The sequence below is a fragment of the Streptomyces sp. NBC_00237 genome, assembly GCF_026342435.1.
Taxonomy (GTDB): Bacteria; Actinomycetota; Actinomycetes; order Streptomycetales; family Streptomycetaceae; genus Streptomyces.
The window spans coordinates 2,171,789-2,196,815 of record NZ_JAPEMT010000001.1; the positions used below are offsets into that span (position 1 = coordinate 2,171,789).

A 25,027-nucleotide genomic window follows, 5' to 3' on the forward strand; every position below is an offset into this window, starting at 1 on the left:
GGGCGCCCTCCGGGAGGGCGCCCCTTACTCATGCTCACGTGACCGTCAGACCGTCGGGTCCTCCGGGATCGCGTGCACCTCGACCGGGTCGTTCCCCGGCTTGCCGCCGGGGCCGGGACAGGCGGAGGCGCGTGCGGCGATCTCGTACGCGCGCTCCTCGCTCTTCACGTCCACGACCCAGTACCCCGCGAGGATCGGGCCCTTGACCGCGGGCCCGTCGGTGACCTGCGGTTTCCCGTCCGCACCCGCCCGTACCGTCTTGGCCAGGCCGGGCCCGCCGAGCCCGCGCGCCTCGACCATCTCACCGGCCGAGGTCAGCTCGTTGTTGAGGGCTTCCATGTGGGCGAACATCGCCTGCATGTCTTCCTGCCCGTAGGACGACATGACGCTGTCCCAGTCGGCGGAGTTCACGTTCATCTGGATCATGTACAGCATCTGCCTGCGCTCCTTGTGCCGAGTCGTTTCTTTCCGTGCTGAAGGGTGGACTGCCGCCTCCAGCGAAACTCATCGGTCCCCGGTGCGCTACGGGAGCGCCAGCATCCGCTCCAGCGCCAGCTTCGCGAAGCTCTCCGTCTCCCGGTCGACCTCGATCTGGTTGACCAGTGCGCCCTCTGCCAGGGACTCCAGGGTCCACACCAGGTGCGGGAGGTCGATGCGGTTCATCGTCGAGCAGAAGCAGACCGTCTTGTCGAGGAAGACGACCTCCTTGTCCGGGTGCGCGTTCGCGAGCCGCCGTACGAGATTCAGCTCGGTCCCGATCGCCCACTTCGAACCGGCCGGGGCCGCGTCCAGGGCCTTGATGATGTACTCGGTCGAGCCGACCTCGTCCGCCGCCGCGACGACCTCGTGCTTGCACTCGGGGTGCACCAGGACCCGTACGCCCGGAATCCGGGCCCGTACGTCCTCGACCGACTCCAGCGAGAACCGGCCGTGCACCGAGCAGTGCCCGCGCCACAGGATCATCTTGGCGTCGCGCAGCTGCTCGACGGTGAGCCCGCCGTTCGGCTTGTGCGGGTTGTAGAGCACGCAGTCGTCCAGCGACATCCCCATGTCCCGTACGGCGGTGTTGCGCCCCAGGTGCTGGTCGGGGAGGAAGAGCACCTTGGTTTGCCCGGGCTCCCCCTGCTCGAAGGCCCAGTCCAGCGCCCTCTTCGCGTTGGACGAGGTGCAGATGGTGCCGCCGTGCTTGCCGGTGAACGCCTTGATGTCGGCGGAGGAGTTCATGTACGAGACGGGCACGACGGTGTCCGCGAGGCCCGCGTCCGTGATCACGTCCCAGCACTCCGCGACCTGCTCGGCGGTGGCCATGTCGGCCATCGAGCAGCCCGCCGCCAGGTCCGGCAGCACGACCTTCTGGTCGTCGGAGGTGAGGATGTCGGCCGACTCGGCCATGAAGTGCACGCCGCAGAAGACGATGTACTCGGCCTCCGGCTTGTTGGCGGCGTCGCGCGCGAGCTTGAAGGAGTCACCGGTCACGTCCGCGAACTGGATGACCTCGTCGCGCTGGTAGTGGTGGCCGAGGACGAAGACCTTGTCCCCGAGCTTCTCCTTGGCCGCGCGGGCGCGCTCCACCAGGTCCGGGTCGGACGGGGACGGCAGGTCGCCGGGGCACTCGACGCCGCGCTCGCTCCTGGGGTCGGCCTCGCGGCCGAGCAGCAGCAGGGCGAGGGGAGAGGGCTGGACGTCGAGCTCGACGGCCTGGCGGGGCTGGGCGGTGGTCACGACACGCACCCTTTCTGTTCTGCGAGATGCGAGAGCGGCCCGGGAGGTGGAGCGAAGGGCCTTTTCGTCGAAATGACGCTATCTATGATAGTCGCTTCACGTCAGTTTGACGATGCCGATCTCGTCGATGTGACGAATTCCCGTGGAGGGCACGGAGGACGCCCGGACCCTCTTCCGGGGTCCACTGCCCCGCTCCGTACGGATCCCGGTGTGCGAGCATGAAAGGAGCAGCACCACACACGCTGGAGCACCACACGCTCAGGCCCGGAATGAATCCGCGGCCCCGCCGGTTACAACCGTCGGCAAGCAGTCCGTACAACCCGGGAGAGATGTAGATGTCCGTTCAGGACGACAAGACCACCGTGAGCGACGGCATTCTCCTGTCCGACGCCGCCGCGGCCAAGGTCAAGGCCCTGCTCGACCAGGAAGGCCGGGACGACCTGGCGCTCCGCGTCGCCGTGCAGCCCGGCGGCTGCTCGGGCCTGCGGTACCAGCTCTTCTTCGACGAGCGTTCGCTCGACGGCGACGTCCTCAAGGACTTCGACGGTGTGAAGGTCGTCACCGACCGGATGAGCGCCCCGTACCTGGGTGGCGCCTCCATCGACTTCGTCGACACCATCGAGAAGCAGGGCTTCACGATCGACAACCCGAACGCCACGGGCTCCTGCGCCTGCGGCGACTCGTTCAACTAGCGGGACCTCAGCGGAAACGAAGGCGGTTGTCCCGGACCTCACGATCCGGGACAACCGCCTTCGTCCTGCCCGCACACCGCTTCGTCCCGCCCGCGCACCGCCGGGCCGCGCGGGCTCACCTCACCCCCGCGGAATCGCCTTCCCGCTCTCCCCGACCACCTGACGCCCGTCCAGTGGCCTGCTCAGCTCCACCGAAGCCGTCAGCTTCTTCGCGACCGCGATGCAGAGGCGCTGGGGGTCCGGATTCGTCTCTTCCACCCGCACCTTCACCACGCCGCCCTCCTCGACGGCCTTCGCGGCGTACGTGCTGCACGCCCCGCCCCAGAAGCTGAGCGTGAGCGCGCGCCCCTGGACCGTGTACGACGCGACGTAGCGGTCCGGAGTGGTCCCGGGCTCCGCCGTCGGCGCACCGCTCGGCCCGTCCTGCGGCGGCCCGGGCACGGTCAGGAACGTCGGGTCCACCGCCGGATACGTCACCGTGTACGGCGCCCCACCGCGCTCCGGAGCCACCCGCAGCAGCCAGGAAGGCACCAGCATCTGCTGCCCGTCCGCGTACTGCACGGCGAGCCCGAAGGCCGCGGACGAGACGTGCACCGTGCGCTGAGGGCGCTCGCGCGGCTCGCACGGCAGGATCTTCCCCACCGGCGGCGCCGGCTCCACCTTCCCGCCGGGCGTCTCCTTCTCCCGTACGGGAACAGGATCGGCGCACCCCGCGACGGCGGGCGGCCGCACCCCGCGCCCCGCCTTGTTCAGCAGCTCGACGGCCTTCGCCGCACCGATCACCGGATACGTCGCGCCCTTGTTCAGCTCCTTCAGATTCCCGCTCCCGCCGACCACGCGACCGTCGGGCCCGACGGGAATGCCGGTCGTCCAGCCGTACGTGGGAAGCCCACCGACGACCGGGTCCGCGTTGACGACCCGGGAGCCGCCCAGCACCTGGGCCGCGTCCAGCGCGGCGTCGCCGAGCCCCAGCGCCTCCAGTACGGGAGCCGCCGCCTTCTTCGCCGCCTCCTCGCTCACAGGAGTCCCCGACGTGCACGCCTTCCCCCGCACGCAGTCGACGCTTCCCCTGCCGTCGGCGCGGGGATGCCGGGCGAAGGTCCACGTGCCCGGAGCGCGCTGATTCACCCGCAGCTGCGACCCCGTACCGTCCGGCAGCGCACCGACCTGCCAGGAGCCGCCGACGAGTTCCGGGGTGCCCTCGACGCCGAGCGCCTTCGCCAGCCGCGCCACCTCGTCGGCACTCACCGCGCCCTGCGCCCGGTACACCGGGGCCGTCCCCGGCCCCTTCGGCAGCTCGCCGACCAGCCGGTAGACGACCGGACCCAGGCCGGTGCCGTGGGGGTCGGGCTCACCGGGGGCGATTCCGGGGGGCGTGCTCTGCGCACCCGTACCGCCCGACCCGGCATCCGTACCGCCGCCGAGGGAGAGCGGGGGAGGGGAGCCGCCGGGCGCACCGGGACCGCTCGGAGCCCCGTCCGCACCGGCGGTGGACGCCCAGTGCGCACCCCCACCGCCGACGAGCAGCACGGCGGCCGCCACCGAGGCCGTGACCAGCGGAATGCGCCGTCGGGGGCCTTCTTGCGTCTGCTGCTCGCTACTCACCGGACCGCTCCTTCGCCCACGCCGGACCCACGCCGTCGCAGGACGTCGCCTTGGACAGGAGACACCGGTGTGACGACGAACGCCCGCGCACGGTTCCCCGGCGCGCGCCCCTCCTGCGGCCCTACGCCCCGTACTCGGGCATCGCGCCCACCATCAGGGCCGAAGCGGACGGCACCACGACACCGTGGATCCGCGACACCGGCACGCTCTCGGTGGCCGTCGCCGGGACCGCCCAGTGCGCCACCATGCGCGCGCAGTCCCCCCGCAACTGCGCCCACCCGCCGTCGACGTCGAAGGAGACCTGCCTACCGGTGGGAACCGTGGCGCTGTGCTGCTCGTGCATGCGAAGAGCTCCTGTGCTCAAGGGGCCGCCGGAGGGCGGAACCCGGACTCCTCGCACCGTATGCACCGGCGACCTCAAGTAAAAAGCCCTACTATCGGGTAGTTTTGCCACGTCGGCCGAGCGGGGCCCAACCGGTAGCGTGGACCGTCGTCACTTGTCACCCGTGCTCGTGCTGGTGACGACATGACCAGTCGAGTCGTCCTTCCCGCCATCCCCACAGGGAGCAACCCCGCCGTGCGTATCGCAGTCACCGGCTCCATCGCCACCGACCACCTCATGACCTTCCCCGGCCGTTTCGCCGACCAGCTGGTCGCGGACCAGCTGCACACGGTCTCCCTCTCCTTCCTCGTCGACAACCTCGACGTACGACGCGGAGGCGTCGGCGCCAACATCTGCTTCGGCATGGGCCAGCTCGGCACGAAGCCGATCCTGGTCGGCGCGGCAGGCTCCGACTTCGACGAGTACCGCGCCTGGCTCGACCGGCACGGCGTGGACACCGCCTCGGTCCGCATCTCCGAGGTCCTGCACACGGCCCGCTTCGTGTGCACCACGGACGCCGACCACAACCAGATCGGCTCCTTCTACACGGGCGCGATGAGCGAGGCCCGTCAGATCGAGCTCAAGTCCGTCGCCGACCGCGTGGGCGGCCTGGACCTGGTCCTGATCGGCGCGGACGACCCCGAGGCGATGCTCCGTCACACGGAGGAGTGCCGTTCGCGCACGATCCCCTTCGCCGCGGACTTCTCGCAGCAGATCGCCCGCATGTCCGGCGACGACATCCGCACCCTGCTCGAAGGCGCGACGTACCTCTTCTCCAACGAGTACGAGAAGGGCCTCATCGAGTCGAAGACCGGCTGGACCGACGCCGAGATCCTCGCCAAGGTCGGCCACCGCGTCACCACGCTCGGCTCGCGCGGCGTACGCATCGAGAAGCTCGGCCTCGACCCGATCGAGGTGGGCTGCCCCGCCGAAGACGCGAAGGTCGACCCGACCGGCGTCGGCGACGCGTTCCGCGCGGGCTTCCTCTCGGGCCTGTCCTGGGGCGTCGGCCACGAGCGGGCGGCGCAGGTCGGCTGCATGCTGGCGACGCTGGTCATCGAAACCCTCGGCACCCAGGAGTACACCCTCAGCCGCGCCCACTTCATGGAGCGCTTCACGAAGGCGTACGGACACGACGCGGCAGGCGAGGTCCTGAAGCACCTCGCCTGACCGGCGCGGACGTGCGGGGCCCGGGCCGGGCCCGGGCCCCCTACGACACCCGCCGCACCACGTACCGCCCCTCGCCGACCTCCCCGACGTACTCCTGCCCCCGCATCCCGCACCACGCCGGAATGTCCAGCCGCGCCGCCGCGTCATCGGCGAGAACGGTGACCGTTCCCCCCACCGCCACCTCCCCGATGACCTTCGCCAGCTCGATCACCGGAATCGGACACCGCTTCCCGAGCGCGTCCACCACCAGCGACGTCCCGGCCGGGGCAGCGGCGTGAGCTCCGCCCGACGGCGCCCCCAGCGCGGCCCGCACCCCCTCCACCACCCCCGGCAGCACCCGCAGGAACCGCTCCACGTCCCCCTCCGCCGCCCCCCACGGCAGCGACACCCTCACGTTCCCCTCCGAGAGCACCCTCATCGCCCTCAGCACATGACTGGGCGTCAGCGTGCTGCTCGTGCACGAGGACCCGGACGACACCGAGAACCCCTCCGCGTCGAGCGCGTGCAACAGGCTCTCCCCGTCGACGTACAGACACGAGAAGGTCACCACGTGCGGCAGCCGCCGCACCGGATCCCCGACCACCTCCACATCGGCCACAGAAGCCCCGACCCCCACCCGGATCCGCTCCACGAGCCCCCGCAGCCGCGCCGCCTCCTCCTCGGCCTCCGCCCGCACCGCCCGCAGCGAAGCCGCGGCGGCGACCACCGCGGGCAGGTTCACGAAGCCCGGCGCGCGCCCCGCCTCCCGCTCGTCCACCGGCCCCTGCGCCGCGAACCGCACCCCCTTGCGCACCACCAGCAACCCCACCCCCGCCGGACCGCCCCACTTGTGCGCACTCGCGGCGAGCAGCGACCACGGTCCCTCCACCCGCCCCCACCCCAGCGACTGCGCCGCGTCCACCAGCAGCGGCACACCTGCTTCCCGGCACGCGTGTGCGACCTCCTCGACCGGCTGGAGCGTGCCGACTTCGTGGTTGGCGGACTGGAGGCACGCCAGAGCGGTCCCCTCCACCCCTGCTTCTCGCACGAAATCAGCCAGATCCACGGCCCCCGACGAGGACACCGGCACCTCGCTCACCGACCCGCCCCCCGCCACATGGGCGTCGGCCGAATGGAGCACGGACGAGTGCTCGACCGCCGAGTGGACCAGGCGGCGGCCGACACGCCGACGCGCGGCAAGTGCCCCGGCAATTCCCGTGTGCACTGCATGCGTTCCCGAAGGGGTGAAAACCAGCTCGTCGGGACGGCAGCCCACCGCCTCGGCGGCCGCCTCGCGCGCCGCGTCCAGCAGCAGCCTCGCCCGCCGCCCCTCCCGGTACAGCCGGGCCGGATCGGCCCACCCCTCGTCCAGGGAGGCAAGCAGCGCCTGGCGGGCGACGGGGTGCAGGGGAGCGGCGGAGGCGGCGTCGAAGTAGGGCACGCGGTCACGCTAGCCGCCGGGTGCGTCCGACGCCGTACCGCCATCGGGGGAGGGTCCGTCAGTTCCCGGGCGGAGCCGCTGCTTCCGCCCGTGACGAGCCGCCGGGCCACCCCTTCGGGGAGCGGTGCGGCGCGTTGGGCACCCTCCCCGCGCGACCCCAAATAGCGTCCAGTAGGGTTTGGTCCGCATAAACATCCAAACCCCTGCCCGCGTCAGGGCCGGCGACCGACCTAGTCAGACGGCCGCATCCCATGCACGCGCGGGCGAGACTCTCGGGAAGGCGCTACGTGAGTCCCAACGGCTCCGACCGCTCGTCGCGGCGCCCGATGCGGCGGAAGCTGCTCCAGGTGCTGACCGCGGGCGTGGTCCTGGCGACCGCCTCTGGTTGCTCGTACACATGGGAGGACTTCCCCCGACTGGGGATGCCCACCCCGGTAACGGAAGAGGCGCCGCGAATCCTCTCCCTCTGGCAGGGCTCGTGGGCGGCTGCGCTCGTCACGGGCGTGCTGGTGTGGGGTCTGATCCTGTGGAGCGTCATCTTCCACAGGCGCAGCCGCACCAAGGTCGAGGTACCTCCGCAGACCCGGTACAACCTGCCCATCGAGGCGCTGTACACGGTTGCACCCATCATCATCGTTTCGGTGCTGTTCTACTTCACCGCCCGTGACGAGTCGAAGCTCCTGCATCTCGACGCGAAGCCGACGCACACGATCAACGTCGTCGGCTACCAGTGGAGCTGGGGCTTCAACTACGTCGAGGACGTGGACGGCAACACCGCCACCGGTCCCCAGACGGACCCCAAGACCCAGAAGAAGACCGGAGTCCCGAAGGAACTCAACGCGATTCCGGACCGCTTCACCAAGCAGTTCCCGGACGGCGCCGAAGGCGTCTACGAGTACGGCATCCCCGGTACCCGCAACCCCGAGAACGGCAACCCCGGCCCGACGCTGGTGCTGCCCAAGGGCGAGAAGGTCCGGTTCGTACTGACGTCGCGCGAGACCATCCACTCCTTCTGGGTGGTTCCCTTCCTGATGAAGCAGGACGTCATCCCCGGCCACACCAACGCCTTCGAGGTGACTCCCAACAAGGAGGGCATCTTCATGGGCAAGTGCGCCGAGCTGTGCGGCGCCGACCACTCCCGGATGCTCTTCAACGTCAAGGTCGTTTCCCCTGAGGAGTACCAGCAGCACCTCAAGGACCTGGCTGCGAAGGGTCAGACCGGCTACATCCCGGCCGGCATCGCCCAGACCGACCCGGCCCGGAATGCGGAGACGAACAAACTGTGAGCATCCTCAACGAACCCAAGGGTGCCGCGGCAGCAATCGACTCGTCGGAGAACGAGCTGCCCGTGCGGCGCAAGGAGCCGGGAAACATTGTGATCAAGTGGCTCACCACCACTGACCACAAGACGATCGGCTCGATGTACCTCATCACGTCGTTCGTGTTCTTCATCATCGGTGGCGTGATGGCGCTCTTCATGCGCGCCGAACTCGCTCGTCCCGGCACGCAGCTGATGTCGAACGAGCAGTTCAACCAGGCGTTCACGATGCACGGCACGATCATGCTGCTGATGTTCGCGACGCCGCTGTTCGCCGGATTCGCGAACTGGATCATGCCGCTGCAGATCGGTGCGCCCGACGTGGCGTTCCCGCGGCTGAACATGTTCGCGTACTGGCTGTACCTCTTCGGCTCGATCATCGCGGTGGCCGGCTTCCTCACCCCGCAGGGTGCGGCCGACTTCGGCTGGTTCGCCTACTCCCCGCTGTCGGACGCGGTCCGTTCGCCGGGTGTCGGCGCCGACATGTGGATCATGGGTCTGGCCTTCTCCGGCTTCGGCACGATCCTCGGTTCGGTCAACTTCATCACCACGATCATCTGCATGCGCGCTCCCGGCATGACGATGTTCCGCATGCCGATCTTCACCTGGAACGTGCTGCTGACCGGTGTTCTGGTCCTGCTCGCCTTCCCGGTGCTGGCCGCCGCGCTGTTCGCCCTGGAGGCGGACCGTAAATTCGGTGCCCATATCTTCGACGCCGCAAATGGCGGTGCGCTGCTGTGGCAACACCTCTTCTGGTTCTTCGGACACCCAGAGGTGTACATCATCGCGCTGCCATTCTTCGGAATCATTTCCGAGGTCATCCCGGTATTCAGCCGCAAGCCGATGTTCGGCTACATCGGTCTGATCGCCGCGACGATCGCGATCGCCGGTCTTTCGGTCACCGTCTGGGCCCACCACATGTACGTGACGGGCGGCGTGCTGTTGCCGTTCTTCTCCTTCATGACATTCCTCATCGCCGTGCCCACCGGTGTGAAGTTCTTCAACTGGATCGGCACGATGTGGAAGGGCTCACTGTCCTTCGAGACACCGATGCTCTGGGCCGTCGGCTTCCTGATCACCTTCACCTTCGGTGGTCTGACCGGCGTCATCCTGGCCTCGCCGCCGATGGACTTCCACGTCTCCGACTCGTACTTCGTCGTCGCGCACTTCCACTACGTCATCTTCGGCACCGTGGTCTTCGCGATGTTCTCCGGCTTCCACTTCTGGTGGCCGAAGTTCACCGGCAAGATGCTCGACGAGCGGCTCGGCAAGATCACCTTCTGGACGCTGTTCGTGGGCTTCCACGGCACGTTCCTGGTGCAGCACTGGCTCGGTGCCGAGGGCATGCCGCGTCGTTACGCGGACTACCTCGCGGCCGACGGCTTCACCGCGCTGAACACGATCTCGACCATCAGCTCCTTCCTGCTGGGTCTGTCGATGCTGCCGTTCTTCTACAACGTGTGGAAGACCGCGAAGTACGGCAAGAAGATCGAGGTCGACGACCCCTGGGGCTACGGCCGTTCGCTCGAATGGGCGACGTCCTGCCCGCCGCCGCGGCACAACTTCCTCACGCTGCCGCGCATCCGGTCGGAATCCCCGGCGTTCGACCTGCACCACCCGGAGATCTCCGCGATCGACCAGCTGGAGAACCACCGCGACAACGGCATCGAGCCGCTCGCACTCAGCGCGAAGGAGTCCGGCAAGTGAAGATTCAAGGCTGGCTCTTCATCTGGCTGAGCGTTTTCGTGCTGATCATGGCCGGCGTGTACGGCGTGTGGTCGAAGGAGCCCGTGGGCACCACGGCGCTCGTCCTGGCCTTCGGGCTGTGCCTGATGATCGGCTTCTACCTGGCCTTCACGGCCAGGCGGGTCGACACCATGGCCCAGGACAACAAGCAGGCCGACGTCGCGGACGAGGCCGGCGAGCTGGGCTTCTTCGCCCCGCACAGCTGGCAGCCGCTCTCGCTGGCGATCGGCGGCGCGTTCGCCTTCCTCGCCATCGCGATCGGCTGGTGGCTGCTGTTCTTCTCGCTGCCGCTGATCCTGATCGGGCTCTTCGGCTGGGTCTTCGAGTTCTACCGCGGTGAGAACCGCACCCAGTAGGGCTCGGCACCAAGAGGCACCTCGATGAGGGGCCCGTACGCCCAGACACGTCCGGGCGTACGGGCCCCTCATTCGTTTGCAGTCACTTCGTGGCGTCCAACGCGCTCGATCTGACGATGCTTCATATTGTGTGATCATGAGCCACGCACCCCGCACCCGGACGGTCCTGAGCTGCACCCTGCTGATCGCTTCCCTCGGGGCGGGGCTGACGGCCTGCGGCACCCCGCAGGGCAGCCCGCTCTCCGCCCCGCCGTACGACGCGGCGCGGCAGATCTCCTTCAACGGCCGGCCCGGCGGCACCGACGTGGACCCGGAGAAGCCTCTAGAGGTGACCGCGACGGGCAAGGACAGCCGGATCACCGACGTCGTCGCCGCGGACGCCGTGGGCCGCCAGGTGGCGGGCGAACTCTCCGCCGACGGGTCCCGCTGGCACTCCACCTCCCCGCTGGCCGCAGGAGCCGAATACACGGTCCGCGTCAGCACCGAGGACCAGGACGGCGCGCCCGGCGTGCGCAGGCTCGGCTTCAAGACGGCCGCGGGCAAGAAGAGCCTGAAGGTCGAATTCGGCCCCGACGCGGGCACGTACGGCGTCGGCCAGCCCATCACGGCGCAGCTCAGCACCAAGGTGAAGGACCCGCGCGCCCGCGCGGTGGTGGAGCGTGCCCTGAAGGTCGACTCCAAGCCCGCCGCCGAGGGTTCCTGGTACTGGGTCGAGGACGACCTCCTGCACTACCGTCCGCGCACCTACTGGCCCGCGGGAGCCACCGTGCGGGCGCACAGCAACCTGGAGGGCATCAAGGTCGCCAAGGACCTCTACGGGGCCGCCACGGCGCCCCTGAGGCTCACGATCGGCGACCGGATCGAGGCCATCACCGACGCCTCGTCGCACTACATGACGGTCAAGCGCAACGGCGAAGTGATCAACACCATCCCGGTCACCACGGGGAAGCCCGGTTTCTCCACCCGCAACGGCGTCAAGGTCGTACTGGGCAAGGAGTACTTCGTACGGATGCGCGGCACCAGCATCGGAATCCCGCGCGGCACCAGCGACTCCTACGACCTGCCGGTGTACTACGCGACCCGGGTCACCTGGAGCGGCGAGTACGTGCACGCCGCACCCTGGTCCACCGGCTCACAGGGGTACGAGAACGTCAGCCACGGCTGCACGGGCATGTCCACCGGCAACGCCGCCTGGTTCTACGAGACCGTCCGCGAGGGCGACATCGTCAAGGTCGTCGGCAGCTGGGGCGACTCCATGGACCCCTTCGGCAACGGCTTCGGGGACTGGAACATCCCCTGGAAGAAGTGGCGCAAGGGCAGCGCGCTGCTCGCCGACACCGAGGAGCAGCGCGACCGCGTCCACACGCCCCGCCTGCGCCCCCAGGTCTAGAACGGCCCGGGGGAGCACGGGAGACGGCGTGCGGCCGATGCCGTACGGGACGTCGGTGACGCCGTACGGGCCGGACTCAGGCCCGTACGGCCGGAGCGGACCCGGCGAGCCGCGAACGCAGCAGGGCGGCCAGCGAGGCGGCGAACTCCACCGGCTCGACCGGCAGCGTCACCGCGGCCTCCGCGCGGCTCCAGGTGGCCAGCCAGGCGTCCTGCGGGCGCCCCATGAGGAGCAGCACGGGCGGGCAGTCGAAGATCTCGTCCTTGATCTGCCGGCAGACGCCCATGCCGCCCGCCGGGACGGTCTCGCCGTCGAGCACGCACACGTCGATGCCGCCGGCGTCCAGCGCCTTGAGGACGGCGGGCAGCGTGGCGCACTCCAGGAACTCGACCGGCGGTACGTCGGCGGCCGGCCTGCGGCCGGCCGCGAGACGCACCTGCTCGCGGGTGTTGGCGTCGTCGCTGTAGACCAGCACCGTGGCGGTCGGCTGCTGCATTGTTCCTCCGTGACGTCCGGTTACGCGGTGATCTGCACAGTGTTCTCGGGGTTCTCGGGCTTTTCGGGTCTCTGCGGGCGGCCTGCCGGGCCGGTCGTGATGCGCGGATGCTACTCCGTCAGACCCCTGTCCCACACCGGTTCGTACGGCTCTTCGATGGGCCGTTCGGGCAGGACACACCCCCTTGACACTCCGAACGGCACCCCCCGGGGTGAGGGCGGGATAAGCGACCGACATAATGTCGGTCGTGGCGACAGCAACGACAGTAGATACCGGGCACGCGCACCCGTCGGTCAATCGACCGAACCTCACCAGCGTCGGAACCATCATTTGGTTGAGTTCCGAGCTGATGTTCTTCGCGGCCCTCTTCGCGATGTACTTCACCCTGCGATCGGTGACCGGTCCCGAGTTCTGGGCGGAAAAGGCTTCGGGCCTGGACTTCCCGTTCTCGCTGACCAACACCACGATCCTGGTGCTCTCCTCCCTCACCTGCCAGCTCGGCGTCTTCGCCGCGGAGCGGGGCGATGTGAAGAAGCTCAGGACCTGGTTCATCATCACGTTCGCGATGGGTGCGATCTTCATTGGCGGCCAGGTGTACGAGTACACCGCACTGGTCAAGCACGAGGGCCTCTCGCTCTCGTCGGACCCGTACGGTTCGGTGTTCTACCTGACGACCGGCTTCCACGGACTGCACGTGACAGGCGGTCTCATCGCCTTCCTGCTGGTCCTCGGCCGGACATACGCGGCCAAGCGATTCACCCACGAGCAGGCCACCGCCGCCATCGTCGTGTCCTATTACTGGCACTTCGTCGACGTCGTCTGGATCGGCCTGTTCGCCACGATCTACGTGATCAAGTAACCAGGGGCCTAGGCCCGACACACTTCCCGCATCGACGCAGAAGATCCTGACACCGGGGTAATCCGTGAAAAAGCTCTCCGCACGACGACGCCATCCGCTGGCGGCGGTCGTCGTCCTACTCTTCGCGCTGGCGGCCACTGGGGGGCTGTACGCCGCGTTTGCGCCTGCGGGTAAGGCGCAGGCCGACGAGACCGCCCAGTCCCTCGCCATCGAAGAGGGCAAGAAGCTCTACGCCGTGGGCTGCGCAAGCTGCCACGGAACCGGCGGTCAGGGCACCACTGACGGCCCGTCCCTCGTGGGCGTGGGCTCCGCCGCAGTGGACTTCCAGGTCGGCACCGGCCGTATGCCGGCGCAGCAGCCCGGCGCCCAGGTGCCGAAGAAGAAGGTCATCTACACGCAGGCGCAGATCGATCAGCTCGCTGCGTACGTGGCCTCTCTCGGCGCCGGCCCGATCACGCCGACCGAAAGCCAGACCAACCCTGAAGGCGCCGACATCGGCAAGGGTGGCGAACTGTTCCGCACGAACTGCGCGCAGTGCCACAACTTCACCGGCGAGGGTGGCGCCCTGACGCACGGCAAGTTCGCCCCCTCTCTTGAGGGCGTCTCGCCGAAGCACATCTACGAGGCCATGCAGACCGGCCCGCAGAACATGCCCTCCTTCCCGGACAGCACCATGCCGGAGAAGGAAAAGAAGGACATCATCGCGTACGTCAAGGCCGTGAACGGCGAAGAGACCCCGAGCCCCGGCGGCTTCGGACTGGGCGGCCTCGGGCCGGTCAGTGAGGGTCTGTTCGCCTGGATCTTCGGTCTGGGTGCGCTCATCGCAGTTGCCGTCTGGGTCGCGGCCCACACCGCTAAGGCCAAGAAGTCATGAGTAGCCAAGAGAATCCAGAAGAGGCCCTGCCGGCTGAGCAGGGCAACGCGCACGGCGAGGTCGCACGCCAGGACGATCCCTTCGCGGACCCGGGCCTGCCCGCGCACAAGCCGCGCATCCAGGACCTCGACGAGCGGGCCGCCAAGCGGTCCGAGCGCGTGGTGGCGTTCCTGTTCACGCTGTCGATGATCGCGACGATCGGCTTCATCGCCTCGTTCGTCGCGTTCCCCATCGACAAGATCGTGTACGTGTGGCCGCTGGGCCACGTGAGCGCGCTCAACCTCTCGCTGGGTCTGACGCTCGGCATCGCCCTCTTCTGCATCGGCGCGGGCGCGGTCCACTGGGCCCGCACCCTGATGTCCGACGTGGAGGTCGCCGACGAGCGTCACGCGATCGCGGCCACGCCCGAGGTCAAGGCCAAGGTCATGGCCGACTTCAAGGCCGGCGCCGAGGAGTCCGTGATCGGCCGTCGCAAGCTGATCCGCACCACGATGTTCGGCGCACTGGCCCTGGTGCCGCTGTCCGGCGTCGTCCTGCTGCGCGACCTCGGTCCGCTGCCGGAGAAGAAGCTCCGCGAGACGTCCTGGGAGAAGGGCAAGCTGCTCATCAACCAGAACACGATGGAGCCGCTGCGTGCCGAGGACGTCATCGTGGGCTCGCTCACCTTCGCCGTGCCGGAGGGCCTGAAGGAGGACGACCACGAGTTCAACAACAAGATCGCCAAGGACGCGCTGATGATCGTCCGGATCCAGCCGGACGAGATCAAGAACAAGCAGCAGCGCGAGTGGGCCCACGAGGGCATCGTGGCGTACTCCAAGATCTGCACCCACGTGGGTTGCCCGATCAGCCTGTACGAGCAGCAGACGCACCACGTGCTGTGCCCGTGCCACCAGTCCACCTTCGACCTGTCCGACGGCGCCCGCGTCATCTTCGGCCCGGCCGGTCACGCCCTGCCGCAGCTGCAGATCACCGTGAACGGCCAGGGTTACCTCGAAGCCATGGGCGACTTCGCCGAGCCCGTCGGTCCTTCGTTCTGGGAGCGCGGATGAGTACTGCGACGACTACCGAATCCAAGCCGCAGCAGAAGGCGCCCGCCGGTGAGCGGGTCGCGGACTGGGCGGACGGACGGCTGGGGATCTACTCCCTCGCCAAGTCCAACATGCGCAAGATCTTCCCGGACCACTGGTCCTTCATGCTCGGCGAGATCTGCATGTACAGCTTCATCATCATCATCCTCACGGGTGTGTATCTGACGCTGTTCTTCCACCCGTCCATGAACGAGGTCGTGTACCACGGGTCGTACGCCCCGATGCACGGCATCCGCATGACGGAGGCGTACGCGTCGACGCTGGACATCAGCTTCGACGTCCGTGGCGGTCTGCTGATCCGGCAGATCCACCACTGGGGCGCGCTGATCTTCCTCGCGGCGATGTTCGTGCACATGATGCGCGTCTTCTTCACGGGTGCCTTCCGCAAGCCGCGCGAGGTCAACTGGCTGTTCGGCTTCCTGCTGTTCGTCCTCGGCATGTTCACCGGTTTCACCGGTTACTCGCTGCCGGACGACCTGCTGTCGGGCACCGGTGTCCGCTTCACCCAGGGTGCGATCCTGTCCGTGCCGGTCGTCGGCACGTACATCTCGATGTTCCTGTTCGGCGGGGAGTTCCCCGGGCACGACATGGTCGCCAGGTTCTACTCGATCCACATCCTGCTGTTGCCGGGCATCATGCTCGGCCTGATGGTGGCTCACCTGATCCTGGTCTTCTACCACAAGCACACCCAGTTCGCGGGCCCCGGCCGCACGAACAACAACGTCGTCGGCATGCCGCTGCTGCCGGTCTACATGGCCAAAGCCGGAGGCTTCTTCTTCCTGGTCTTCGGCATCATCGCGATCATCGCGGCGGCGTTCACGATCAACCCGGTCTGGGCGCTCGGCCCGTACCGTCCGGACCAGGTGTCCACCGGCGCGCAGCCCGACTGGTACATGGGCTTCGCCGAGGGTCTGATCCGTGTCATGCCGGGCTGGGAGATCAACCTCTGGGGCCACACGCTGGTCCTGGGCGTGTTCATCCCCCTGACGCTCTTCGGTGTGATCCTCGCCGTCATCGCGGTGTGGCCGTTCCTGGAGTCCTGGGTCACCGGCGACAAGCGCGAGCACCACATCGCGCAGCGTCCGCGCAACAACCCGACCCGCACCGGCTTCGGCGTCGCCTGGATCACGGTCTACTTCATCGGCCTCGTCGGCGGTGGAAACGACCTGTGGGCCACGCACTTCCACCTGTCGCTCAACTCGATCTCGTGGTTCGTGCGCATCGGCTTCTTCGCCGGTCCGGTCCTGGCGTTCATCATCACCAAGCGGATCTGCCTGGGTCTCCAGCGCAGGGACGCCGAGAAGGTGCTGCACGGACGCGAGTCCGGCATCATCAAGCGGCTGCCGCACGGTGAGTTCGTCGAGGTGCACGAGCCCCTCAACCAGGGCGCCCTGCACACGCTCACGGCGCACGAGCAGTACGCGCCGGCCGAGGTCGGCCCCTCCGTGGACGAGAACGGCGTCGAGCGCAAGGTCGGCCCGGCCGAGAAGCTGCGCGTCAAGCTCAGCAAGGGCATGTACGGCGAGGGCAACCAGATCGCCAAGCCCACCGCCGAGGAGTACAAGGAGATCACCAGCGGCCACGGCCACCACTGATCCCCGAGCGGTTCACCTTCACCTGAACTGAACCGCGACTGTTCGCCACCGCAAGAGCCCCGTCCGGACCCCGGACGGGGCTCTTCGCGCGTCCCGGGGCTGGATAGGGTGTTCCCATCCCTATCGGCAAGCCCTTCGCCGGGCGCGTGGACCCTGGAGCGGACCATGAACGTTGTGACCCCAGTTGGCGGCGACAGCGTGGCGGCCCGCAGCTGGCCGGGCATCCTCAACCCCCTGCTGCGCGGCCAGCACCTCGACGCGGACGACACCGCCTGGGCGATGGACCGCATCATGTCCGGCGAGGCCACCGACGCGCAGATCGCCGGTTTCGCGGTCGCCCTGCGCGCCAAGGGCGAGACCGTCGAGGAAGTGACCGGTCTGGTACGGGCGATGTACGCGCACGCCCACACCATCGAGGTGCCCGGCCCCACCGTCGACATCGTCGGCACGGGCGGCGACCTCGCCAAGACCGTCAACATCTCCACCATGTCGGCCATCGTCATCGCCGGTACGGGCGCGAGGGTCGTCAAGCACGGCAACCGGGCCGCGTCCTCCGCGAGCGGCTCCTCCGACGTGCTGGAGAAGCTGGGCGTCAACCTGGACCTGACGCCGCGCCGGGTGGTGGAGGTCGCCGAGGAGGCGGGCATCACCTTCTGCTTCGCGGTGAAGTTCCACCCGGCCCTGCGATACGCCGCCAAGGCCCGCAAGGAGCTCGGCGCGCAGACCACCTTCAACATCCTGGGCCCGCTCACCAACCCGGCGCAGGTGCGCGCCCAGGCGGTCGGCGTGGCCGACGCCAGGATGGCCCCCATCGTCGCGGGCGTCCTCGCGGCACGCGGGAACTCCGCGCTCGTCTTCCGGGGCGACGACGGCCTCGACGAGCTGACCACCACGGCGACGTCCCGGGTCTGGGTCGTGCGGGACGGGGCCGTCCGCGAGGAGGCGTTCGACCCGCGCGAGGTGGGCCTGGAACTCGTCCCCGTGGAGGCCCTGCGCGGTGCGGACGCCTCGTACAACGCGGAGGTGGCCCGTCGGCTCCTCGCCGGGGAGAAGGGTCCCGTACGGGACGCGGTCCTCCTCAACACGGCGGCGGCGCTGGTCGCCCTCAACCCGGGTGGCGGATCGCTGACCGAAGAGATCGCGGCGGGCATCGAGAAGGCGCGGGAGTCCCTGGACTCCGGGAGCGCGCAGGCGGCGCTGGAGCGGTGGGTGGCCGCCAGCAACGCCTGACAGCCACGTCGGACAGCCACGTCCGACAGCCGCCAGGTGTGACGCAGAGCGCAGTCCGGATGTCTCAGAAACCGGACTGCGCTCTTGCATGTGATCCCTCGTGTGGCAGGATGCTGACCAGGTCATGAGTGACAGCGACTACGGCCCCGGCCCGCTGTCCGGCAACCCTCCGTCCGTGGCGGGGTGCCCCGGGTGAAGACCAGGTCGTAGGCAGCGAGGTCTACGGCAAGCGCGGACCCCTGCGCACTCCTCTCGGAGTGGCGCGCCCCTGGGGTCCTGGTCCTCAAGGGAGCAGTCTCGTGAGCAAGCGAATGCGATAGGGCCGGTCGGCCCCGTTTCACCTTCACCTCCGCACCGGGCACACCTGTATCCGGAGCGTTGAGGCAACTCCCGTACGCGGCAAGGCAATTGAGCCTTCGTCAGTTTCTGTCGTACGGGCATCACTGAAGCCATTCCGCCTTGTCCTGCCAGGAGTTTCGCCATGCCCGCATCGCCCGTCGCCACCGTCACCACCGCTTCCTCCCCGGCCGCCGTCTGCGCCGCCGACTGCGCCGAGCCCTGCTGTGATGCGCCGCTGCCCGTCCTCGGCCGGGACGTGGCCGTGCCGCTCGTCACCGGGGGCGAAGTCACGTACGCGGCCCTCGACTACGCGGCCAGCGCCCCGGCGCTCCAGCGGGTGTGGGACGACGTCGCCGCGTACGCCCCGTACTACGGCAGCGTGCACCGCGGCGCCGGATACCTCTCGCAGCTCTCCACCGACCTGTTCGAGAACAGCCGGGTGACGGTGCGCGAGTTCCTCGACTGCCGCGAGAGCGACCAGGTCGTCTTCACCCGCTCCACCACCGACTCGCTGAACCTCCTGGCCGCCGTACTGCCCGCAGACTGCCAGGTGTTCGTCTTCGAGACCGAGCACCACGCGTCGCTGCTGCCGTGGCAGGACGCGCACGTGACGTACCTGAACGCCCCGCGCACCCCGGCCCAGGCCGTCGAGACGCTGGAGCGGGCCCTCGCCGACCGCGACCCGTACGGTCCGGCGCTGGTGTGCGTGACGGGCGCGTCGAACGTCACCGGTGAGATCTGGCCGGTGCGCGAACTGGCCGCCGCCGCGCACGCCCACGGCGCGCGGATCGTGCTGGACGCGGCGCAGCTCGCACCTCACCACCCCGTCTCCGTCCAGGAGTTGGACGTCGACTGGGTCGCCTTCTCCGGCCACAAGCTGTACGCGCCGTTCGGTTCGGGCGTGCTCGCCGGGCGGGCCGACTGGCTCCAGGACGCCGAGCCGTACCTCGCGGGCGGCGGCGCGTCGAAGAAGGTCGCACGGCGCACGGACGGCGGCGTGGACGTCGAGTGGCACACCACGGCCGCCCGCCACGAGGCCGGTTCGCCGAACGTCATCGGCGTGTACGCGATCGCCTCCGCCTGCAAGGCGCTCACCGAGGCGGGCTTCGACGCGCTGGTGCGGCGCGAGCAGGCGCTCGTGCGCACGGTGCGCGAGGGCCTCGCGGAGGTCGGCGCGGTGAAGGTGCTGTCGCTCTTCGGCGACGACGCCCCGCGCGTCGGCGTCATCTCCTTCGTCGTGGACGGCTGGAACAGCTCGCACTTCGCCGCCGCGCTCTCCGCCGAGTACGGAATCGGCGTACGGGACGGCCTGTTCTGCGCGCACCCGCTGGTCCGCACGCTGCTCGGCAGCGACCCGCAGGACCCGGGCGAGTGCGGTGCGCCGGAGGCCGAGCCGGGCGAGCGCTCCCTGAACGCCATCCGGGTCAGCTTCGGCGCGGGCACCCCGGACGAGCACGTGGAGCGGTTCGTGGGCGCGGTCAAGGAGCTCGTCGCCGACGGAGCCCAGTGGAACTACCGCACCGAGGGAGGCCGTTGCGTCCCCGCGGTCTGAGGGACGCGCGCCTGGGTGGTCCGTACGCCCAGCCGGATCGTCCGCAGGGCCCGTTCGGTCGCGTCGGTGAGGAACTCCCCGCCGCGGCCGAGGGCGCCCTCGGCGGTGATGACGAGGTCGGCGCGGGTGAGCCGGGCGAGGTGGTCCGGGAGGACGGTCCCGTACCGGATCACGGGCCGTCAGCACGATGACGGGAGCCGTCATCCGCGCTTCACGGTTGTTCCGCAGCACCGTTCACGGCGTGTGCGGTGTCGCTTCCGTCGTGGGCGCCGTGGCGTCCAGTACGAGGGCGAAGGTCGCGCCCCCTCCCTCGGTGGGGCGCAGCTCGGCCCGGCCCTGATGACCCTCGGCTATCGCCTGCACGATGGACAGGCCCAGGCCCGCCCCGGTCGCCCGTGCGCCCCTGCGGGCCGTCCCGCGCCGGAACCGTTCGAAGATCACCGCCGCGTCCTGCGGCTGCACCCCGGGCCCGCTGTCGGCGACGTACAGCTCGATCCGTACGCCCGAGGCCCGCACGCGCACGCACGAGCCGACCGCGACGCGCTCGCCCCGCCGGGTGTGCTGCACCGCGTTCTGCGCGAGCTGCACCATGGCCTGGGTGATCCGCTGCGGGTCCAGCAGGGCCTTGGCGTCGGCCACTTCCGCCAGCACCCACTCCCGCTCGCCGAGGGCCCGCGCCTTGACGAAGACGTCCGCCGTCAGCTCGGCGACCTGCACCGGTTCCGGCGCCACGAAGTCGGGGCGCTCCGCCTTGGCGAGGAGCAGCAGGTCCTCCACGATGCGGCTCATCCGGTCCAGCTCCTCGGTGACCAGACGCACCGTCTCCTCGCGCTCCGCGGGGTCGTCGCCCATCAGCTCCAGATGCCCGCGCACGATCGTGATGGGCGTACGCAACTCGTGCCCCGCGTCGTCGACGAACTCGCGCTGGACGGCGAACGCCCGCTCCAGCCGGTCCAGCATCCCGTTGAACGTCTCGGCGAGTGCCGCGATGTCGTCGCGGCCCTGCACCGGGATGCGCCGGGTGAGGTCCTGCTCGGTGAGCTGGGCGGCCGTGGCCCGTACCACCCGGACCGGGGCGAGTATCCGCCCGGCGACCGCCCAGCCGATGCCGGTGGTCATCAGCAGCGCCACCCCGGAGATCGCGAGGAGAAGGCGGAACGTCTCGTCGGCGACGGCCCGTTCGCGGTCGGTGTGGAAGGCGACCACGAAGGCCCCTTCCGTCCGGCCCGTGCGATCCGTGCCTCCTGGGCCGGCCGTGATCGGCACCTTCGCCCACGCCACCTCTCCCTCGGAGCGCGTCAGCGTGCCCGAGGAGGCGTCGGACGCGAAGATCTCCGTCACGGATGCCGGGTCCTGGTGCAGGGCGGTGCCCGGCGGGAAGTCGCGGGACTGGCGCAGGAGACGCGGACGCGGGTCACCGGTGCGGAGCAGACCGAGGAGTTCCTCGTCGGGATCGGAGTACTGGCGCTGGAGGAAGACGTCGAGCAGTCGCTCGGTGTTCGTGAAGCGCCCCCCGGCGTCCGGGTCGACGCCCTGTGCCACGAAGTTCGCGAACTCCCCCGTCTCCTGGGTGAGCAGCTGGCTGATCCGGCTGTCCACGTCCCTCAGGAGGATCGAGCGCGTGGTCGTGGCGACGGCGACCAGCGCCACCGCCATCACCAGCAGCAGCCACAGCAGGATGCGCACCCGGGCGGAGATCCGCAGCCGGGTGCGGTCAGGTGCGGGCGTCACCGGTGCGGTTGCCGGGGGTCTCGCCGAGGTCGTCCCTGTCGTCGGGGTCATCGGGGAGGGGGCCTCCGGCCCCGTGATAGGTCAGACCCCGGGCGGCACTTTCGGCACCTGGGGGGCGTCGGTCAGCACGGCGTGGCAGCCGCAGGGCGCCCCGCACATGAGGGCCGGGTGAAGAACTCTTCCTGTACGGGGTGCGTCGCGAGCACCTCTTTAAAGAGGTGCCCGGTGTCCGCTGCCAAGAGGCGGTGTTCGCGAGGAGGCGTCAGCCGTCCAGCCCGATCGCGAACGCCGCCTCCAGGTCGTGCTGCGAGTACGTGCGGAACGCGACGTGCGTGTCCGTGCCCTCGACGCCCGGGATCTTGCTGATGGAGCCGGGGATGATGTCCGCCAGGTCGTCGTGCCGCCCGACGCGCACCATGGCGATCAGGTCGTACGTACCGGTGACGGAGAAGACCTCGCTGACGCTTTCCAGCGCGGCGATCGACTCGGCGATCTCGGGGATGCGGTCCACGCTGGTCTTGATGAGCACGATCGCGGTGATCACGGCTGGCTTTCTCCCTCGGTGGCCGGTGATGCTGCTGCGCCCGCCACTGTAGTCGTACGGCGATATCGCGCCCACGCGTAGAGGAAGCCCCCCGCGAAGCCCACCACGTGCGCGAGGTAGGCGACGCCGGCCCCCTCGCCCAGCCCCTGTGCCGCCAGCCACTGGAGCACGAACCAGAAGATCAGCACGATCCAGGCGGGGAAGCGCAGCGGCAGGAACAGCAGGAACGGGAAGAGGCTGGTGACCCGGGCGTGCGGGAACAGCCGCAGGAAAGCGCCCAGCACCGCCGAGATGGCCCCCGAGGCCCCGACCAGCGTCTCGTCCGACGTGGCGTGCGCGAGGGCGTACGCGACGAGGGCGAGGTAGCCGCAGATCACGTAGAACAGGGCGTACGCGAGGCGGCCCATGCGTTCCTCGGTCATCGCGCCGAAGACGTACAGGAAGAGGGCGTTGCCCAGCAGGTGGAGCCAGTTGCCGTGCACGAACAGGGCGGTGAACGGGGTGAGCAGGGCGTGTCCTGTGCCGGTGACCAGTTCCGCCGGGACGACGCCCCAGCGTTCGAAGTAGGCGCTCTGCGCGGCGAGGAGCGCGTCCCCGGTTCCGTACGCGGGATTGAATCCGGACGCGGGGCCGAGCAGGAAGACCACGCAGCAGACACCGATCACGACGTACGTCACGACCGGCCCCCGGCTGATCTCCCGCCACCGTGCCGGAAACCGCCTGGCCGTGACTTTGCTCATGGGGATCACGGCGTCGAGCATGACGCAACGGGCACCGGCGCACGGACCGGCTCGCCGGACGCCGCCGTCTGTCCTGTACGCAGGTGTCGCACCGGTCTCAAGGGTCGGCCGCCCTCCGCGCGGGGTACCCGTAAGGCCGTAGGGTTGCGCGCAGGGCATCCGCAGTTCGACGGCGCACCGCGGCAACGACGTACTACACACGCGTGACGTGTGCGAAGGAAGAGGACGGTACGCATGACGACGACGGTTCCCCTGCCCACTGCCGGAACCCGGTGGCGCTGCACCCTCTGCGGAAACCTCACCCGCTTCGACGTGACCCGCTCGTCCAAGGTGGTCGAGTACGTGCACCTCGACCTGGCCGGGGAGTCGAAGGTCGAGGAACGCGAGGTGGTCAGTGAGACCATCGAGTCCGTGCGTTGTCGCTGGTGCAACGCGGTGGACCAGATCGAATTGGTGGACAGGCCGGACGCCGGCCCCCAGAACTCCTAGGAGTTCTCGTGGGCGGCCCCGGCAGAGCGTGCCCGCGAGGGTAGGAAGGCAGTGGGGTGACGGAATGGTGGAGCCTGCGAGCGGCGCTGACCCGGCCGGTTCGGTCGACGACGTCGCAGAGGTGCTCGACCGCCCGTTGCCCGAAGGGGTGCGGCGTCGGGTCGTGACGCTGGTCTCGGACGCGTTCGGCGGCCTCACGGTGACCGAACTCCCGGCGCAATTGCGACAGTACGCCCGTTTCACCCCCACCAGACGCGCCAAGTTCGCGGGCAACGCGATGGCGGCGGCGCTGGAGAGCGACCCGGTCTTCCGGCAGCGCATCGGTGAGCGGCTGCGCGAGGCGCAGCCCGAGCTGGCGAGTGCGCTGGAGGCCGGGTCGCCGCCTGCCGCCGCCGACCCGGTGGACGTGGCGGCGGCGGCCTACGTGCTGCGTCCGGTCGGCTGGGTGAAGCTGGTGGCCGCGGCGGGCGAGGAGGCCCAGCGGGCGGACGCGGAGCGCGCCGACGAGGCGGCCCAGCGCGAACTGGAGCAGCTGCGCGCGGAGCTGGCCGAGGCCCAGAGCCGTACGAAGAGCGAGACCGAGCGGCTGCGCGCCGAACTGGACGCGGCCCGCAAGGAGTCCGACGCCGCCCAGCGCAAGCTGCGCGGCGCCCTCAGCGACGTCAAGCGGGGCGAGGCCGCCCTGCGCAAGACGCAGACCGAGATCGACGCCATCAGGGCGGAGGCGGCGGCCCAGGTGGCGTCCGCCGAGGCCGAGGCGCGGCGGCTGCGGGCCAGGCTGGGGGAGGCGGAGGCGTCCGTCGAGGCGGGACGCCGTGCCGTACGGGAGGGGCGCAGCGTCGAGGACATGCGGCTGCGGCTGCTCCTGGACACGGTCCTGGAGGCGGCTCAGGGGCTGCGCAGGGAGCTGGCGCTGCCGCCGTCGTCGGGGCGGCCCGCGGACACCGTGGACGCGGTCGAGCCGGGGCGGATGTCGCCCAAGGACATCGCGACGCGGGCGCTCTCGGACACCGACCCGGCGGTCCTGGACCAGCTTCTGGCGCTGCCGCAGGCGCATCTGGTGGTCGACGGCTACAACGTCACCAAGACCGGGTATCCGACGATGCCGCTGGAGAAGCAGCGGCTGCGGCTGCTCGGCGGTCTCTCCATGCTGGCGGCGGCCTCGGGCGCCGAGGTGACGTGCGTCTTCGACGGTGCGGAGCTGGCGGCTCCGGTGCTGCTCGCGCCGCCGCGCGGGGTGCGGGTGCTGTTCAGCAAGGCGGGCGTGACGGCCGACGAGCTGATCCGTCAGCTGGTGCGGGCCGAACCGCCGGGGCGTCCGGTCGTGGTGGTCTCCACGGACCGCGAGGTCGCGGACGGGGTCGCCAAGTCCGGTGCGCGGCCGGTGGCTTCGGTGATGCTGCTGAAGAGGCTTTCGCGGGCTTGAGTCCGGTCGGGGCCGGTTGCCCAACTTGGTTCTGCAATGCCCGAATTGAAGGCTCTTGGGGCTGGCTTTCCGTCAACTTCTCATGACGCAGCGTGGGACGCGAGGAAATTATGCGTCCCGTGGGCGAGATTTTTCCTATGAGGATTTGAACTGATCACAAGAAGGTCACTAAGGTCTGGGCTCGAACCTTCGCACGGTTGATCACTCATCCGGAGTATCGGCGAGGGGCCCGCCAACCTCGCTGGTCGGCGGCTGAGGAAGAA

The 25,027-nt window shown here is 69.5% G+C and carries 23 protein-coding genes, 1 pseudogene and 1 riboswitch; of the genes and pseudogenes, 14 read left to right on the forward strand and 10 right to left on the reverse strand.

The window, feature by feature from the left end; all coding sequences use genetic code 11:
* Positions 1–45 precede the first annotated feature (45 nt).
* On the reverse strand, positions 46–435 hold the full coding sequence (locus OG897_RS09600) for a YciI family protein (RefSeq protein ID WP_266654786.1): 390 nt from the start codon (positions 433–435) through the stop codon (positions 46–48).
* 87 nt (positions 436–522) lie between these two features.
* Positions 523–1,731 (reverse strand): quinolinate synthase NadA, encoded by a 1,209-nt coding sequence (gene nadA, locus OG897_RS09605; RefSeq protein WP_266654788.1) that lies wholly within the window; start codon positions 1,729–1,731, stop codon positions 523–525.
* A 326-nt stretch (positions 1,732–2,057) separates the two neighbouring features.
* Between nadA and OG897_RS09610 the strand changes: the two genes are divergently transcribed.
* A complete protein-coding gene (locus OG897_RS09610; RefSeq protein ID WP_266654790.1) occupies positions 2,058–2,414 on the forward strand; it encodes an iron-sulfur cluster assembly accessory protein in 357 nt (118 codons plus the stop codon).
* 120 nt (positions 2,415–2,534) lie between these two features.
* On the opposite strand, the gene OG897_RS09615 is transcribed toward OG897_RS09610, so the two are convergent.
* Positions 2,535–4,019 (reverse strand): hypothetical protein, encoded by a 1,485-nt coding sequence (locus tag OG897_RS09615; RefSeq protein WP_266654792.1) that lies wholly within the window; start codon positions 4,017–4,019, stop codon positions 2,535–2,537.
* Positions 4,020–4,140: 121 nt separating this feature from the next.
* The gene (locus OG897_RS09620) at positions 4,141–4,362 is read right to left on the reverse strand and encodes a hypothetical protein (RefSeq protein WP_266654794.1); all 222 of its coding nucleotides are present in this window, start codon (positions 4,360–4,362) and stop codon (positions 4,141–4,143) included.
* A gap of 234 nt (positions 4,363–4,596) precedes the next feature.
* Here OG897_RS09620 and OG897_RS09625 point away from each other — a divergent pair, with 234 nt between their 5' ends.
* A complete protein-coding gene (locus OG897_RS09625; RefSeq protein ID WP_266654796.1) occupies positions 4,597–5,571 on the forward strand; it encodes a carbohydrate kinase family protein in 975 nt (324 codons plus the stop codon).
* Positions 5,572–5,611: 40 nt separating this feature from the next.
* On the opposite strand, the gene OG897_RS09630 is transcribed toward OG897_RS09625, so the two are convergent.
* Positions 5,612–6,991 carry a cysteine desulfurase/sulfurtransferase TusA family protein gene (locus OG897_RS09630; RefSeq protein WP_266654798.1) on the reverse strand — a complete coding sequence of 460 codons (1,380 nt, stop codon included), beginning with the start codon at positions 6,989–6,991 and terminating at the stop codon, positions 5,612–5,614.
* A 287-nt stretch (positions 6,992–7,278) separates the two neighbouring features.
* Here OG897_RS09630 and coxB point away from each other — a divergent pair, with 287 nt between their 5' ends.
* The 4 genes from coxB to OG897_RS09650 all read left to right on the forward strand — a co-directional run bounded on the left by coxB (position 7,279) and on the right by OG897_RS09650 (position 11,801).
* The gene (gene coxB, locus OG897_RS09635) at positions 7,279–8,277 is read left to right on the forward strand and encodes a cytochrome c oxidase subunit II (protein ID WP_266654800.1); all 999 of its coding nucleotides are present in this window, start codon (positions 7,279–7,281) and stop codon (positions 8,275–8,277) included.
* A complete protein-coding gene (gene ctaD, locus OG897_RS09640) occupies positions 8,274–10,016 on the forward strand; it encodes a cytochrome c oxidase subunit I (protein ID WP_266654802.1) in 1,743 nt (580 codons plus the stop codon). Before coxB ends, ctaD begins: the two co-directional genes overlap by 4 nt.
* Complete coding sequence (locus tag OG897_RS09645; RefSeq protein WP_266654804.1) at positions 10,013–10,411, forward strand: cytochrome c oxidase subunit 4; 399 nt, start codon at positions 10,013–10,015, stop codon at positions 10,409–10,411. The genes ctaD and OG897_RS09645 overlap by 4 nt, the downstream gene beginning before the upstream one ends.
* A 136-nt stretch (positions 10,412–10,547) precedes the next feature.
* A complete protein-coding gene (locus OG897_RS09650; protein WP_266654806.1) occupies positions 10,548–11,801 on the forward strand; it encodes an Ig-like domain-containing protein in 1,254 nt (417 codons plus the stop codon).
* A 76-nt stretch (positions 11,802–11,877) separates the two neighbouring features.
* Here the strand turns inward: OG897_RS09650 and OG897_RS09655 are convergent, their stop codons facing one another.
* Positions 11,878–12,297, reverse strand: a complete 420-nt coding sequence (locus OG897_RS09655; protein ID WP_266654808.1) for a hypothetical protein — start codon at positions 12,295–12,297, stop codon at positions 11,878–11,880.
* 238 nt (positions 12,298–12,535) lie between these two features.
* Here OG897_RS09655 and OG897_RS09660 point away from each other — a divergent pair, with 238 nt between their 5' ends.
* The 6 genes from OG897_RS09660 (at position 12,536) to OG897_RS09685 (ending at position 19,834) form a co-directional block, all read left to right on the forward strand.
* Positions 12,536–13,156 carry a heme-copper oxidase subunit III gene (locus OG897_RS09660; RefSeq protein ID WP_266654810.1) on the forward strand — a complete coding sequence of 207 codons (621 nt, stop codon included), beginning with the start codon at positions 12,536–12,538 and terminating at the stop codon, positions 13,154–13,156.
* Between the two features lie 64 nt (positions 13,157–13,220).
* Positions 13,221–14,030, forward strand: coding sequence for a c-type cytochrome (locus tag OG897_RS09665; protein WP_266654812.1), 810 nt, complete (start codon positions 13,221–13,223; stop codon positions 14,028–14,030).
* Complete coding sequence (locus OG897_RS09670) at positions 14,027–15,079, forward strand: ubiquinol-cytochrome c reductase iron-sulfur subunit (RefSeq protein WP_266654814.1); 1,053 nt, start codon at positions 14,027–14,029, stop codon at positions 15,077–15,079. The genes OG897_RS09665 and OG897_RS09670 overlap by 4 nt, the downstream gene beginning before the upstream one ends.
* Positions 15,076–16,713 (forward strand): cytochrome bc complex cytochrome b subunit, encoded by a 1,638-nt coding sequence (locus OG897_RS09675; protein WP_266654816.1) that lies wholly within the window; start codon positions 15,076–15,078, stop codon positions 16,711–16,713. The genes OG897_RS09670 and OG897_RS09675 overlap by 4 nt, the downstream gene beginning before the upstream one ends.
* 165 nt (positions 16,714–16,878) lie before the next feature.
* On the forward strand, positions 16,879–17,943 hold the full coding sequence (trpD, locus tag OG897_RS09680) for an anthranilate phosphoribosyltransferase (RefSeq protein ID WP_266654818.1): 1,065 nt from the start codon (positions 16,879–16,881) through the stop codon (positions 17,941–17,943).
* Between the two features lie 120 nt (positions 17,944–18,063).
* Positions 18,064–18,181: riboswitch (SAM riboswitch) on the forward strand.
* Between the two features lie 243 nt (positions 18,182–18,424).
* Positions 18,425–19,834, forward strand: a complete 1,410-nt coding sequence (locus tag OG897_RS09685) for an aminotransferase class V-fold PLP-dependent enzyme (protein WP_266654820.1) — start codon at positions 18,425–18,427, stop codon at positions 19,832–19,834.
* On the opposite strand, the pseudogene OG897_RS40805 reads toward OG897_RS09685, so the two are convergent.
* From OG897_RS40805 to OG897_RS09705, 4 genes and pseudogenes are all read right to left on the reverse strand, one after another.
* Positions 19,795–19,929: pseudogene (locus OG897_RS40805) on the reverse strand (glycerate kinase); the annotation flags it as partial. The gene OG897_RS09685 and the pseudogene OG897_RS40805 sit on opposite strands and share 40 nt — an antisense overlap.
* Positions 19,930–20,068: 139 nt before the next feature.
* Complete coding sequence (locus OG897_RS09695) at positions 20,069–21,490, reverse strand: cell wall metabolism sensor histidine kinase WalK (RefSeq protein WP_266656701.1); 1,422 nt, start codon at positions 21,488–21,490, stop codon at positions 20,069–20,071.
* 337 nt (positions 21,491–21,827) lie between these two features.
* Complete coding sequence (locus tag OG897_RS09700; RefSeq protein WP_266654824.1) at positions 21,828–22,109, reverse strand: Lrp/AsnC family transcriptional regulator; 282 nt, start codon at positions 22,107–22,109, stop codon at positions 21,828–21,830.
* The gene (locus tag OG897_RS09705) at positions 22,106–22,786 is read right to left on the reverse strand and encodes a rhomboid family intramembrane serine protease (RefSeq protein ID WP_266656702.1); all 681 of its coding nucleotides are present in this window, start codon (positions 22,784–22,786) and stop codon (positions 22,106–22,108) included. The genes OG897_RS09700 and OG897_RS09705 overlap by 4 nt, the downstream gene beginning before the upstream one ends.
* Positions 22,787–23,083: 297 nt before the next feature.
* On the opposite strand from OG897_RS09705, the gene OG897_RS09710 reads away from it, so the two are divergent.
* Both OG897_RS09710 and OG897_RS09715 read left to right on the forward strand, forming a co-directional pair.
* Positions 23,084–23,338, forward strand: a complete 255-nt coding sequence (locus OG897_RS09710) for a hypothetical protein (RefSeq protein ID WP_266654826.1) — start codon at positions 23,084–23,086, stop codon at positions 23,336–23,338.
* A 64-nt stretch (positions 23,339–23,402) separates the two neighbouring features.
* Positions 23,403–24,764, forward strand: a complete 1,362-nt coding sequence (locus tag OG897_RS09715) for an NYN domain-containing protein (protein WP_266654828.1) — start codon at positions 23,403–23,405, stop codon at positions 24,762–24,764.
* The last annotated feature ends 263 nt before the right edge of the window (positions 24,765–25,027 follow it).

Coding starts and splice junctions, on each gene's coding strand:
- OG897_RS09710 (WP_266654826.1), top strand. CDS start 23,084: ATGACGACGACGGTTCCCCTGCCCACTGCCGGAACCCGGTGGCGCTGC.
- OG897_RS09650 (WP_266654806.1), top strand. CDS start 10,548: ATGAGCCACGCACCCCGCACCCGGACGGTCCTGAGCTGCACCCTGCTG.
- OG897_RS09695 (WP_266656701.1), bottom strand. CDS start 21,490: ATGGCGGTGGCGCTGGTCGCCGTCGCCACGACCACGCGCTCGATCCTC.
- OG897_RS09670 (WP_266654814.1), top strand. CDS start 14,027: ATGAGTAGCCAAGAGAATCCAGAAGAGGCCCTGCCGGCTGAGCAGGGC.
- OG897_RS09600 (WP_266654786.1), bottom strand. CDS start 435: ATGCTGTACATGATCCAGATGAACGTGAACTCCGCCGACTGGGACAGC.
- OG897_RS09715 (WP_266654828.1), top strand. CDS start 23,403: ATGGTGGAGCCTGCGAGCGGCGCTGACCCGGCCGGTTCGGTCGACGAC.
- OG897_RS09655 (WP_266654808.1), bottom strand. CDS start 12,297: ATGCAGCAGCCGACCGCCACGGTGCTGGTCTACAGCGACGACGCCAAC.
- OG897_RS09660 (WP_266654810.1), top strand. CDS start 12,536: ATGTCGGTCGTGGCGACAGCAACGACAGTAGATACCGGGCACGCGCAC.
- OG897_RS09675 (WP_266654816.1), top strand. CDS start 15,076: ATGAGTACTGCGACGACTACCGAATCCAAGCCGCAGCAGAAGGCGCCC.
- OG897_RS09610 (WP_266654790.1), top strand. CDS start 2,058: ATGTCCGTTCAGGACGACAAGACCACCGTGAGCGACGGCATTCTCCTG.
- OG897_RS09685 (WP_266654820.1), top strand. CDS start 18,425: ATGCCCGCATCGCCCGTCGCCACCGTCACCACCGCTTCCTCCCCGGCC.
- trpD (WP_266654818.1), top strand. CDS start 16,879: ATGAACGTTGTGACCCCAGTTGGCGGCGACAGCGTGGCGGCCCGCAGC.
- OG897_RS09620 (WP_266654794.1), bottom strand. CDS start 4,362: ATGCACGAGCAGCACAGCGCCACGGTTCCCACCGGTAGGCAGGTCTCC.